Here is an 11411-nt window from a genome sequence, read left to right on the forward strand (position 1 = left end):
TGAGAAGCCAGTAAGAGGAGCAGGAAGAGGCGTGCTGCGGGAATGCCCGCGTTCCAGGGCTCGTTGTGCAGTATGAACACGAGGAGGAGCGGTCACAGTGCTTGATCCGCAGGGTTTGTACGCATGGGAGCCGAAGGGCCTGGCCGTCGTCGACATGGCGCTCGCCCAGGAGTCGGCGGGCCTTGTCATGCTCTACCACTTCGACGGATATATCGACGCGGGCGAGACCGGCGACCAGATCGTCGACCGGCTCCTCGGCTCGCTGCCCCACCAGGTCGTCGCCCGGTTCGACCACGACCGGCTCGTGGACTACCGCGCCCGTCGCCCGTTGCTGACGTTCAAGCGCGACCGCTGGACCGACTTCGAGGAGCCCACGCTCGACGTTCGGCTCGTCCAGGACGCGACAGGTGCCCCCTTCCTGCTCCTCTCCGGACCCGAGCCGGACGTCGAGTGGGAGCGCTTCGCCGCAGCCGTCCAGCAGATCGTGGAGCGGCTCGGCGTCCGCCTGGCCGTGAACTTCCACGGCATCCCCATGGGCGTCCCACACACCCGTCCAGTCGGCCTCACCCCGCACGGCAACCGCAACGAACTGGTGCCCGGCCACACCAGCCCCTTCGACGAGGCTCAGGTCCCCGGCAGCGCAGAATCGCTTGTCGAGTACCGCCTCATGGAGGCCGGCCATGATGTCCTTGGGGTCGCCGCGCACGTGCCGCACTACATCGCGCGTTCCCCGTATCCGGACGCCGCGCTGACCGTACTGGAGGCGATTACCGGCGCGACCGGTCTGGTCCTGCCCGGTATCGCACACGCCCTGCGCACCGACGCGCACCGTACCCAGACCGAGATCGACCGGCAGATCCAGGAGGGCGACGAGGAACTTGTCGCGCTCGTCCAGGGCCTGGAGCATCAGTACGACGCCGCCGCGGGCGCCGAGACACGGGGCAACATGCTCGCCGAGCCCCTGGACATTCCGTCGGCGGACGAGATCGGGCTCGAGTTCGAGCGGTTCCTGGCGGAGCGGGAAGGCGACGCGTAGCGCGGCGGGAGAGAGCCGATGAGGCCCGTCGACGGCGTTGTCAGAGGCAGGTCCTAAGCTTTCGGGCATGCTGACAGTGGGCCTGACCGGCGGGATCGGCGCCGGCAAGAGCGAGGTGTCGCGGCTGCTCGTGGAGTGCGGCGCCGTGCTGATCGACGCTGACAAGATCGCGCGAGAGGTCGTCGAGCCCGGAACTCCCGGTCTCGCAGCGGTCGTCGACGCCTTCGGGGAGGACATACTCACCCCGGACGGCGGTCTCGATCGGCCGAAGCTGGGCTCGATCGTCTTCACGGACCCGGACAAGCTCGCTCAGCTGAACTCGATCGTGCACCCCCTCGTGGGCGCACGCTCCCGCGAACTCGAAACCGCCGCCTCCCAGGACGCCGTCATCGTGCACGACGTCCCGCTCCTCGCCGAGAACGGTCTCGCGCCGCTGTACGACGTCGTGGTGGTCGTCGACGCGGCCCCCGAGACCCAGCTCGACCGGCTCGTACGGTTGCGCGGCATGAGCGAGGAGGACGCTCGCGCCCGCATGGCCGCCCAAGCCACCCGTGAGAAACGCTTGGACATAGCGGACATCGTCATCGACAACGACGTACCGCTGGAGGAGCTGGAGCGACGCGTACGGGAGGTCTGGGCGGATCTTGTGCGGCGGGCACAGCAGAAAACGACCTTGGAATAGCGGGCCCCGCCCGGGGCGTTGAAGCGGGGCAGCGAGGGAAGGAGTGAGGCGTGCCTGAGTCCAGAGGTTCCACCGGACCTACTCCGGAGACGCATGTCATCGACTTCCGCGCCGCCGAGCAGCTGCTGGCCGCGCGTGATCCGCGGGGCGCCGTGAAGCTGCTCGACAAGGTCATCGCCGCGCATCCCGAGAACACGGCGGCGCGGCTGCTGCGTGCGCGGGCTTTCTTCGCGGCGGCTCAACTTCGGCCCGCCGAGCTGGAGTTCACGATCGTGCTGGAGCGCGAGCCGGACAACGCGTTCGCGCACTTCGCGCTGGCCCGCACGTACGAGCGCTCGGGCCGGCCCGAGCAGGCGATACGCCACTTCCGGCTCGCGGCGGCGCTGGATCCGCAGCCGGAGTATGTGGCTGCGGCCCGCTTCGACTCTTGACCTTGATGGAGAGACCCGCTGGCTAAGGCGGTTTCTCTGAAGGGGCGCAAGTCCGCTTAGCGACGTCTGTCCGGCGGTCGGTAAGGCGGGATGTCCGGGCCCGGCTGGTAGTGAGGGCCCTGGCGGATATGCCGGAGGATCATTGCCAGGTCGACGGTGATGATCACCCAGAGCACCCCGCAGGCGATCGCCCAGCCGGGCCGCCCGGCGAGAGCGAAGGCCGCGGTTCCCGCGATCGCCCAGACCAGACCCCACACGCTGAGCCACATGCGCGCTCGCAACGCACTGCGCGCAGTCGTCGGTTCACTGCCCGTACGCATCCGGATCACTGCTCCTACTCGGAAACGTACTCTTCGTAGTGCACGTTCACCAAAGGGCGGACGAACGGGGGAGCGGCTGTGCTGCTGGAGGCGCTGCGGGCCGACGACAGGCTCGCGGAATGGCTGAGGGATCTCGAGAGTGAGGCGGTCCCGCGAGTGGAGGCCGTTCTTCCGGGCGCGGTCGCGTTGCCGGACGTACTCCTCGATCTGTCTGTGCCGCACGAGTGCGTCAATGAACTCGTCGCGCAGCGGGAGCGGTTGGCGGCGGACCCGGACGCGATGATGCTGCTGCGGCGGTGCGTCGGCCGGTTCATACGTGACATGGGGGAGATCGGCAAAGGGTGGGAGCCGCCGGCCTTTCCGGAGTCCACGGGGCCGCTCGGCCGCAGCTTCCACGTGTTCGTGTTCGTCGCCGCACTGCCGTACGTACGCGCATACCACCGGGACCGGGGCATCCCGGAGGCCGTGTCGCGGCGCAGCCTCGCAGATCTGGGGCGGCACATGGCCGTGCACCGGCGACGGCTCGGTACCTGCGGTCTCCTGGAGCCGTGGTGGCTCACCCTGCACTTCCACGGGGAGCTGTACCAGCTGGGGCGGCTGCAGTTCCAGCGTGCGCGGCTCGGCGGGCGTACGGGGCGGGCTGCTGCCGCCGCCGGCCTCGACACCGGCCCAGGCGACCCCTGCCTGAGCCTGCACATCGCCGACTTTCGCGGGCCCCTGTCACCGCGCGCGTGCGACCAATCCCTGGACCTGGCACGGGAGTTCTTCGCCCGCCACTACCCGGATGAGCGATACAGGGTGGCGGTCTGCCACTCCTGGCTGCTCGACCCTCAGCTGAAGCGGTACCTGCCGGCGGACTCCAACATCGTCCGCTTTCAGGAACGATTTCAGCTCGCGTACGAGGAGACGAAAGCGGACGACAAGAGCGCGGTGGGCTTCGTCTTCGGCGATCCGGAACTGCCGGTGGAGGGGCTGCCTCGGCGTACGAGTGTGGAGCGGGCGGTCGGGGATCATCTACGGGCGGGCGGTCACTGGTACGGCGGCCATGGCTGGTTCGCGCTGTAACTCGAACGGGTGAACCGGTGGGGAGGGGGAACGGGGCCGCGGGCACGGGCCGTTTGACGGGTATGACGACCGAGATGCGTGCGGGATACGAGGGAACGGGGCCCGGAGCGATTACGCCGGACGGCTGCGCGGTGGAGCTGTATGCGCGACTGCCCGTCGGTGACGAGCCGGACATCATCAGCGGGGCCGCGCCCGCGGGGGCGCACATCCTCGAACTGGGCTGCGGGGTGGGGCGGATGACGCATCCGCTTCTGGAGCGGGGGTTCACGGTCACGGCGGTGGACGAGTCGGCGGAGATGCTGGAGCAGGTGCGTGGGGCGCGCACGATATGCAGTCCCATCGAGACACTCTCGCTGGGGGAGAAGTTCGACGTGGTGATGCTCGCGTCGTTCCTCGTACACACCGGCGACGTTGAGGTGCGGCGCGGGATGCTGGACGTGTGCCGGAGCCATGTCGCGGACGACGGGTGCGTGTTGATCCAGCGCGAGGGCGAGGACTACCACACGAATCTGCCGCGCGAACGTCGTGATCCGAGCGGGTTCACGGTGCGGATGCTGTCCGCGGAGCCGGTCGGGGACGGGGTGAACTCGGTGCGCGCGGAGTATGTCTTCCCGGACGCGATATGGACCCAGACGTTCCTTGCCCGACCGCTCACGAAGGGCCAGTTCGAGAAAGCGCTGGCGGAGGCGGGGCTGAAGGTCGACCGGTATCTGACGGAGGACGGGACATGGGTGCGGGCGGTTCCGGTGGGCGCGTGAGTTTGGGGCGGCGGGTGGCGTGAGCTCGGGTTGACGGGCAGCGGCCGCGGGCCGCGGGGGAGTGAGTTTGGGTCGGCGGTTGGTGGTGTGAGCCTGGCGCGACTCGGCAGCAGGCAGCCGGGCAGCGGGCCGCAGGTGGCGTGAGTTTGGGGGTGATGGGTGATGAGTTTCGCGGTTCGGCGGAGAACTCCGCTTGCCGAGCGATGAGTTTCGGGAGGCGGGTCGGTCTACCTCTCTGACAGCAACGCGAACCGCTTCACCCAGGAGAACCTCATGTCCGAGACCGCCGCTTCCGCCGCCTCCGTGAACTCCGGCATCGTCGTCGCCGAATCCGCGACCGCTCGTGGCCGTCGCGCCCGAATCGCCCTGCGTGGCCTGCAGGTTGTACTCGCTCTCTTCTTCGGCTTCGCGAGCGCGCTGCCCAAGCTGATCGGGCACGAGTCGGCCGTCGAGTCCTTCGACAAGATCGGCTGGGGCAGCGCGGGCATGTACAGCATCGGTGTGCTCGAACTGCTCGGCGGTATCGCGCTGTTGATCCCGCTGCTGTCGTCGGTGGCTGCGGTTTCGCTGAGCGCGCTGATGGTGGGCGCCTTCATCACGCAACTCGCCGTCTTCGACGGTCAGTACGCCGCGACTCCGCTGATCCTGATAGTCCCGCTGGCCCTGATCGCCTACGCACGCCGGAGTCACAACGCCGAGCTGCTGCGGCTCATACGACGACGGTCGTGACCCCTTAGTCGGACGGCGTCCGGTGCGGGGGGAGGGGGCCGCGCGGGGCGCTCCGCTGGGGGTGCGGTTTGGAGCTGCGGGTCCATTGTGGCTGGTCGCGCAGTTCCCCGCGCCCCTCAGGGGCGCGCTGGCCGGACTTTGGCAAGTCCGGTTAGCGCGCCCACCCTGCGTCGCCGCGATGGACCGTCGCGCCAACGGCATCCGGGGCCCGCGCGGGGCAAGGAGATCAACGTGGGCCGGCGCTGGCTCCGGGGCCGGAGGCCGGTCCAGGGCCAGGCCCCGCCAAGCCCCGTAGGCGTTCCAGTTCGCGGCGGTCGCGTTTGGTGGGGCGGCCGGTGCCTCGGTCGCGGATGCCTGCGGGGGCGACCGCTTCGCGGGGCGGGGGTGGTGGGGAGTTGTCGATGTAGCACTCGGCGGCTACAGGGGGTCCGACTCGTTTGCGGATCAGGCGCTTGACGACGACGATCCGTTCGCGGCCGTCGCGGCGTAGGCGGACCTCGTCGCCGATGCGGAGGGCGTGTGCGGGCTTGACGCGTTCGCCGTTCACGCGGACGTGACCACCGCGACAGGCGGTGGCGCCCATCGAGCGGGTCTTGACGAGACGTACGGACCAGATCCAGCTGTCGACGCGGACGGTCTCACCGTTCGCGGGGGCGGCGGCCTTCGCGGCGGCCACGGCTTCGGCCGAGCTGGCCGCGCCCTCGCCGGCCCTGCCATCGCCGTCCGCGCCGTTCCTCTGAGTCCCTGAAGCCATGCTTCGACCTTAGCCCTCGGGAGGTGGGTAGCCGGAGCCGTTTTTCACCCCGACTCACACCCGCATCCCGGGCATGCATTCCCAGGCATACCGTTGTGGGCATGGACAACAGCCTGGCCGCGCTGGACGAGCTCGACGCCCGCGTTTCCGGCTGCCGGGCCTGCCCGCGGCTGGTGGACTGGCGCGAGGAGGTGGCCCGTACCAAGCGCGCTGCCTTTGTGGAGTGGACGTACTGGGGTCGGCCGGTGCCGGGGTTCGGACCAGCGGACGCCTCGTTGCTCGTCATCGGGCTCGCGCCCGCGGCGCATGGTGGGAACCGGACCGGGCGGATGTTCACCGGGGACCGTTCCGGGGACGTGCTGTATGAGGCGTTGCACGAGGTGGGGCTGGCGTCGCAGCCCACGTCTGTGAGTGCGGACGACGGGCTGACACTGCACGGCGTACGGGTCACCGCACCCGTGCACTGCGCGCCGCCCGCCAACAAGCCGACCCCCGAAGAGCGCGACACCTGCCGCCCCTGGCTGGTGAGCGAGCTGAAGTTGCTCAGGCCCACCCTCCGGGCGGTCGTGGTGCTCGGAGCCTTCGGCTGGCAGGCCGCGTTGCCCGCGTTCGCCGAGGCGGGCTGGACGGTGCCCCGACCCCGGCCGGCCTTCTCCCACGGCGCACGGATCATCCTGGAGAGCCCGAGCCCGAGCCCGAGCCCGAGCCCGAGCCCGAGCCCGAGCCCGAGCCCGAGCCCGAGCCCGAGCCCGAGCCCGAGCCCGAGCCCGAGCCCGAGCCCGAGCCACAGCGGCACCGCGCCCAACACCCCGCTGGAAGTCTTCGGCTGCTTCCACGTGAGCCAGCGCAACACCTTCACCGGGCGCCTCACCCCCGAAATGCTGCGGAGTGTGCTGCGTACCGCAGCGGAGGCGGCAGGGCTTTCGACCAGGCCGTATGCGGGCTAGGGTCGCCCGATGCCTCTTTATCCGGAGATCGAACCGTACGACCACGGCATGCTCGATGTCGGCGACGGCAACCACGTCTACTGGGAGGTGTGCGGCAATCGGCGTGGCAAGCCCGCGGTGGTACTGCACGGCGGGCCCGGTACCGGGAGCAACCCCTTCTTACGGCGGTACTTCGACCCGGCCGCGTACCGCATCGTCCTTCTCGACCAGCGCGGCTGCGGACGGTCCACGCCGCACGCGAGCGCGTACGACACCGACATGAGCGTCAACACGACGGCGCACATCATCGCTGACCTGGAGCTGCTTCGGGCTCACCTCGGTATCGAGCGGTGGCTGGTGTGGGGCGTGTCGTGGGGGTCGGTGCTCGGGCTGCGGTACGCGCAGACGCACCCTGGTGCCGTGTCCGAGCTGGTGCTGACGGCGGTCGCGACCGGTGCCAGCCGTGAAGTGGCCCTGATGACCAGAGGGCTCGGGCAGTTCTTCCCCGAGGCCTTCGAGCGGTTCCTCGCGGAGCTGCCCGAGGACGAGGACAAGCGCGAGGGGAACCTGGCGGCGGCGTACAACCGGCTGATCGAGTCGCCCGACCCCGAGGTGCGGGCGCGGGCGGCACGGGCCTGGACCGACTGGGAGACGGCCATGGCTCCTGCCCCGCCGCGTTCGATCCCTCGCTACGAGGACCCGGTGTTCCGCATGGGCTTCGCCCGCACGGTCACGCACTACTGGGGCAACGACCACTTCCTCGGCGAGGGCAACGAGGAGGGAGTGGTCCTCCGCGACGCCCCCCGCCTCAAGGACATCCCCGGCACCCTGGTCCAGGGCAGCCTCGACCCCGGCAACCTCCTCGGCACCGTCTGGCGCCTCCACCACGCCTGGCCCGGAAGCGAATTGATCATGATCGACGACGTGGGCCACAACGCGGGAGCGGCGGACGCCGTGGACGCGCTCGTCGCGACGACGGACCGGTACGCGGCCTCCCGCTGACGCCAACGAGCAACGTCCCCTTCACTCGTGTCCTCCAGAGCCGCCCCCTGCGTCCCCGAAGAGCTGCCGCACCGTAGAGCGGTAGTTGGCCTGGACGTGGGCGAGGGCGTGGGTGCGGGCGCGTTCCGGGTCGCCGGAGGCGATGGCTGCGTACAACTCGCGGTGTTCTACGAGGAGTTGGGGCCATTCCTCGTTCTGGTGGGTGAGCCAGCGTACGCGGCCGGCGACCGGTTCCATGACCGAGATGAGCAGGCCGTTGTCGGCCATCGCCAGGATGCGGTCGTGGAAGCGGGTGTTGATCTCGGGGATCGCCTCCGCGTCCTCGGCCCGGGTGGCGGCGGCCGCGCGGTCGAGGAGTTCCTCCAGTTCGGCGAGGTCGGCCCGGGTCGCGCGCTGGGCCGCGAGCCCGGTGGCGTACACCTCCAGGGCCTCGCGGAGCTCGAAGAGTTCCTTGACATCCGTCGGGGTCAGCGGGCGTACGACGGTGCGGCGCGGGGTCTCGAAGTGGACGAAGCCCTCGGCGACCAGGGCGCGGATGGCCTCGCGGACCGGGACGCGGGAGACCCCGAAGCGGTCGGCCAGTTCGCGCTCGACCAGCCGGTCGCCGGGCCGCAGCCGCCCGGTGATGATCTCCTGCCGCAGCGCGGCGAGGACTCGCTCACGGACCGCCCCCAGCGGTTCCACCGTTGTCATGGCTCCATCTTCACCGAACCGAGGGCTGTTTTACCGAGCCGTAACCGCACGGACATTGCCGAGTGCCGTTGACGGCGGGACCATAACGCAAGTTTGGTATACCAAAAATCCAGAGCGAGCGAGCACCGAGCGGTCACCCCCGCTCACGACCGCAAGCGAGCACCGAGCGGCCACCCCCGCTCACGACCGCGAGCGATCATTCCCCCGCTCCCGACCGCGAGCGACCACCTGCCGCTCGCGCCGCCCCGGCCCCATCCGCTCCCCTCACCCCCGTCCCCGTCCCCATCCCGCTCCCCATACCCCCGGCTCCCTCCCCGCCCTCCGTCCCTCCCCCTGGAGGCCCCGTGTCCCTCGCCGATCCGGCCGCAGCCCAGAGCGCCACCGAGTTCGTCCCCGATCCCCGGCTCACCAACGAAGACCTCGCCCCCGCGAAGAAGCGCAACTGGAAGGTCTTCGACCTCTTCGCCATGTGGATGTCCGACGTCCACAACCTCGGCAACTACACGTTCGCGGCGGGCCTGCTGGTCCTCGGAATGAACGTGTGGCAGGTGTTCACGTCCCTGCTCGTCGGCTTCGTGATCATCTACATCGGCATGAACTGGATGGGGAAGATCGGGCAGCGTCACGGCGTGCCCTTCCCGGTCGTCAGCCGCATCAGCTTCGGCGTCTGGGGCGCCAACATCCCCGCCCTGATCAGGGCCGTCATCGCGATCATGTGGTACGGAATCCAGACCTACCTGGCCTCCGTCGCCGTCAACATCATGTTGCTGGCCGCCTGGCCGGGCCTCGAGTCCTGGACCCACAACTCCTTCCTGGGACTGCACCAGCTCGGCTGGTGCACCTTCATCGCCCTGTGGCTCATCCAGGCGGCGATCATCAGCCAGGGCATGGAGTCGGTGCGTAAGTTCCAGGACTTCTGCGGTCCCGCGATCTGGATCGTGATGATCGCGCTCGCCGTGTGGATCCTCGCCAAAGCCGGCTGGACCATCTCGCTCACCGACACCCCGAACCCGGTCTCGGTGGGCGAACAGTGGCGGCAGTGGTTCGGCGCGATCGGGCTCATCCTCGCCACGTACGGCACGCTGATGCTCAACTTCTGCGACTTCTCGCGCTTCTCGCCGGACTACAAGACCGTCAAGCGCGGCAACTTCTGGGGCCTGCCCATCAACTCGACGGCGTTCGTGGTCGTCTCGGTCATCGTCACGGCGGGCTCGATCGAGGTCTTCGGCAAGGCCCACACCGAACCGGCCTACCTCGTCGCCGAGATCGGCAACACCTGGGTGCTGGTGCTGGGCGCGCTGACCTTCGCCATCGCCACCATGGGCGTCAACATCGTCGCCAACTTCGTCTCACCGGCGTACGACCTGGCGAACGTCTGGCCGCAGAAGATCACCTTCAAGGTCGGCGGCATGATCAGCACGGTGGCCGCGCTGGTCGTGACCCCGTGGAACCTCTTTTCCAACCCCACGGTCGTCAACTACTTCCTCGGCGGCCTCGGCGCCTTCCTGGGCCCGCTGTTCGGCGTGATCATGCTCGACTACTTCTGGATCAAGCGCGGCCGTATCGACGTCAACGCGCTCTTCGACGCCACTCCCGGCTCCCGCTACTACTACCGCAAGGGCGTCAACCCCAAGGCGCTGTGGGCGTTCCTGCCCGCGGCCGCAGTGTCGGCGGTGCTCGCGCTGGTGAAGGACTTCAGCGCCGTGGCCCCGTACTCCTGGTTCATCGGCACGGCGATGGCCGCGGGTCTGTACGCCCTGCTCTGCCGCCCGGAGCGCGCCGCCGGCGAAACCGCTGCCTCCCAGCCCGCCACCGTGGAGGGCTGAACGTGCGGATCGTCGTCACCAACTGCAATACGACGCAGGAGATGACCGCGGAGATCGTACGAGGTGCCCGGGCCGCCGCAGGCCCGGGCACCACCGTGACCGGTCTGACCCCCGCGTGGGGGCCCGAGTCCGTCGAGGGCTGGCTCGACAGTTATCTCTCGGCGGCGGCCGTCCTCGACACCCTGCGGACGTACGAAGAGCCGTACGACGCCGTCGTCATGGCGGGGTTCGGGGAGCACGGGCGCGAGGGCGTACGGGAACTCGTGGACGTACCCGTCGTCGACATCACCGAGGCCGCGGCCCATCTCGCCTGCCTGCTCGGGCGACGGTACGGAGTCGTCACCACGCTGGCGCGCTCGCGCGGACAGATCGAGGACAGCCTGTACGCGGCCGGGGTCGCCCAGAACTGCGCCGCTGTCGTCGGCACAGGCCTCGGCGTCCTCGACCTCGGCGACTCTCTCCGCACGGAGGAGGCCTTCGTGACCGCCGCCGAACGGGCCCGCGACGCCGGCGCGGAGGTGCTGGTACTCGGCTGCGCCGGAATGACGGGACTCCAGCGGGTGGTCGGCGAAAAGCTGGGGCTGCCGGTCGTCGACGGGGTCGCCGCGGCCGTGAAGCTCGCCGAGTCGCTGGTGAGCCTGGGGCTGACGACGAGCCGCGCCGGGAGTTACGCGAAACCGCTGCCGAAGAGACGGAGTTGGGGACCGACGGACGTTCCGTAGTGCCTACGGTGTGGCGTCGGGCTCAGGCTCGGGCACGACGGCTGTCGCCGTGATCTCCACGAGCTGGCCCGGGTAACCGAGGCAGGCGACCCCGAGGAGAGTCGACGCATGCGGGCCGGTGCTGAGTCCGGAGGCCTCGACGACGTTCCAGACCTCCGAGAGGACGGCGGGGTCGCTCGTCACGACGTACACGTCGGTGTACGCGACATGCGCCAACTCGCTGCCGATCGCCCGCAGTTGCTCACTCAGATTCGCGATGACCTGCTCGGCCTGACGTACCGGGTCGCCTTCGCCTACGAGTTTTCCGTCGGCGTCGAGAGGGACGGAGCCGGCGAGGAACGCGAGGCGCGTGCCCGCTTCGACCACGGAGGCGTGGGAGTAGGTCGGGGGCGGGAAGAGGGTGGAGACGGTGACGCGCTGGAGCATGGGACCTCCCAAGGATCAGGGATCGGCGGGTCTCATCAAGG

General features: G+C 69.5%; 14 protein-coding genes. 10 read left to right on the forward strand and 4 right to left on the reverse strand.

What is annotated here, in order from left to right; translation table 11 throughout:
* The first annotated feature begins 97 nt into the window (after positions 1-97).
* From ACQEVY_RS35670 to ACQEVY_RS35680, 3 genes are all read left to right on the forward strand, one after another.
* Complete coding sequence (locus tag ACQEVY_RS35670; protein ID WP_165342225.1) at positions 98-1036, forward strand: PAC2 family protein; 939 nt, start codon at positions 98-100, stop codon at positions 1034-1036.
* Between the two features lie 67 nt (positions 1037-1103).
* Positions 1104-1718: a dephospho-CoA kinase gene (gene coaE / locus ACQEVY_RS35675; RefSeq protein ID WP_432953570.1), complete on the forward strand. Its 615-nt coding sequence runs from the start codon at positions 1104-1106 to the stop codon at positions 1716-1718.
* Positions 1719-1768: 50 nt separating this feature from the next.
* A complete protein-coding gene (locus ACQEVY_RS35680; protein ID WP_432953572.1) occupies positions 1769-2149 on the forward strand; it encodes a tetratricopeptide repeat protein in 381 nt (126 codons plus the stop codon).
* Positions 2150-2205: 56 nt separating this feature from the next.
* Here ACQEVY_RS35680 and ACQEVY_RS35685 read toward each other — a convergent pair whose 3' ends face one another.
* Positions 2206-2469 (reverse strand): DUF6343 family protein, encoded by a 264-nt coding sequence (locus tag ACQEVY_RS35685; RefSeq protein WP_432953574.1) that lies wholly within the window; start codon positions 2467-2469, stop codon positions 2206-2208.
* A 78-nt stretch (positions 2470-2547) separates the two neighbouring features.
* Here ACQEVY_RS35685 and ACQEVY_RS35690 point away from each other — a divergent pair, with 78 nt between their 5' ends.
* From ACQEVY_RS35690 to ACQEVY_RS35700, 3 genes are all read left to right on the forward strand, one after another.
* Positions 2548-3534, forward strand: a complete 987-nt coding sequence (locus tag ACQEVY_RS35690; protein WP_432953576.1) for an acyltransferase domain-containing protein — start codon at positions 2548-2550, stop codon at positions 3532-3534.
* Positions 3535-3596: 62 nt separating this feature from the next.
* On the forward strand, positions 3597-4292 hold the full coding sequence (locus tag ACQEVY_RS35695; RefSeq protein WP_432953578.1) for a class I SAM-dependent methyltransferase: 696 nt from the start codon (positions 3597-3599) through the stop codon (positions 4290-4292).
* A gap of 273 nt (positions 4293-4565) precedes the next feature.
* A complete protein-coding gene (locus tag ACQEVY_RS35700; protein ID WP_432953579.1) occupies positions 4566-5021 on the forward strand; it encodes a DoxX family protein in 456 nt (151 codons plus the stop codon).
* A 226-nt stretch (positions 5022-5247) separates the two neighbouring features.
* Here ACQEVY_RS35700 and ACQEVY_RS35705 read toward each other — a convergent pair whose 3' ends face one another.
* Complete coding sequence (locus ACQEVY_RS35705) at positions 5248-5775, reverse strand: RNA-binding S4 domain-containing protein (protein ID WP_432953581.1); 528 nt, start codon at positions 5773-5775, stop codon at positions 5248-5250.
* Positions 5776-5876: 101 nt separating this feature from the next.
* Between ACQEVY_RS35705 and ACQEVY_RS35710 the strand changes: the two genes are divergently transcribed.
* On the forward strand, positions 5877-6722 hold the full coding sequence (locus tag ACQEVY_RS35710; RefSeq protein ID WP_432953583.1) for a uracil-DNA glycosylase: 846 nt from the start codon (positions 5877-5879) through the stop codon (positions 6720-6722).
* 9 nt (positions 6723-6731) lie between these two features.
* Positions 6732-7703 (forward strand): prolyl aminopeptidase, encoded by a 972-nt coding sequence (gene pip / locus ACQEVY_RS35715; RefSeq protein ID WP_432953585.1) that lies wholly within the window; start codon positions 6732-6734, stop codon positions 7701-7703.
* A 21-nt stretch (positions 7704-7724) separates the two neighbouring features.
* Here pip and ACQEVY_RS35720 read toward each other — a convergent pair whose 3' ends face one another.
* Entirely contained in the window at positions 7725-8396 is a 672-nt protein-coding gene (locus tag ACQEVY_RS35720) for a GntR family transcriptional regulator (RefSeq protein ID WP_432953586.1), read from the reverse strand.
* Between the two features lie 344 nt (positions 8397-8740).
* Between ACQEVY_RS35720 and ACQEVY_RS35725 the strand changes: the two genes are divergently transcribed.
* Both ACQEVY_RS35725 and ACQEVY_RS35730 read left to right on the forward strand, forming a co-directional pair.
* Positions 8741-10222 (forward strand): NCS1 family nucleobase:cation symporter-1, encoded by a 1482-nt coding sequence (locus ACQEVY_RS35725; RefSeq protein WP_432953587.1) that lies wholly within the window; start codon positions 8741-8743, stop codon positions 10220-10222.
* 2 nt (positions 10223-10224) lie between these two features.
* Positions 10225-10944, forward strand: coding sequence for an aspartate/glutamate racemase family protein (locus ACQEVY_RS35730; protein WP_432953589.1), 720 nt, complete (start codon positions 10225-10227; stop codon positions 10942-10944).
* A 3-nt stretch (positions 10945-10947) separates the two neighbouring features.
* Here ACQEVY_RS35730 and ACQEVY_RS35735 read toward each other — a convergent pair whose 3' ends face one another.
* Complete coding sequence (locus ACQEVY_RS35735) at positions 10948-11370, reverse strand: RidA family protein (RefSeq protein WP_432953591.1); 423 nt, start codon at positions 11368-11370, stop codon at positions 10948-10950.
* Positions 11371-11411: the final 41 nt, after the last annotated feature.

Source organism: Streptomyces sp. CA-288835 (assembly GCF_050936385.1).
In the GTDB taxonomy this organism is placed as follows: domain Bacteria; phylum Actinomycetota; class Actinomycetes; order Streptomycetales; family Streptomycetaceae; genus Streptomyces.

What these genes read in the sequence shown, in the direction of transcription:
- coaE (WP_432953570.1), top strand. Translation starts at nt 1,104, where the DNA reads ATGCTGACAGTGGGCCTGACCGGCGGGATCGGCGCCGGCAAGAGCGAG.
- ACQEVY_RS35685 (WP_432953574.1), bottom strand. Translation starts at nt 2,469, where the DNA reads ATGCGTACGGGCAGTGAACCGACGACTGCGCGCAGTGCGTTGCGAGCG.
- ACQEVY_RS35695 (WP_432953578.1), top strand. Translation starts at nt 3,597, where the DNA reads ATGACGACCGAGATGCGTGCGGGATACGAGGGAACGGGGCCCGGAGCG.
- ACQEVY_RS35700 (WP_432953579.1), top strand. Translation starts at nt 4,566, where the DNA reads ATGTCCGAGACCGCCGCTTCCGCCGCCTCCGTGAACTCCGGCATCGTC.
- ACQEVY_RS35705 (WP_432953581.1), bottom strand. Translation starts at nt 5,775, where the DNA reads ATGGCTTCAGGGACTCAGAGGAACGGCGCGGACGGCGATGGCAGGGCC.
- ACQEVY_RS35710 (WP_432953583.1), top strand. Translation starts at nt 5,877, where the DNA reads ATGGACAACAGCCTGGCCGCGCTGGACGAGCTCGACGCCCGCGTTTCC.
- pip (WP_432953585.1), top strand. Translation starts at nt 6,732, where the DNA reads ATGCCTCTTTATCCGGAGATCGAACCGTACGACCACGGCATGCTCGAT.
- ACQEVY_RS35720 (WP_432953586.1), bottom strand. Translation starts at nt 8,396, where the DNA reads ATGACAACGGTGGAACCGCTGGGGGCGGTCCGTGAGCGAGTCCTCGCC.
- ACQEVY_RS35735 (WP_432953591.1), bottom strand. Translation starts at nt 11,370, where the DNA reads ATGCTCCAGCGCGTCACCGTCTCCACCCTCTTCCCGCCCCCGACCTAC.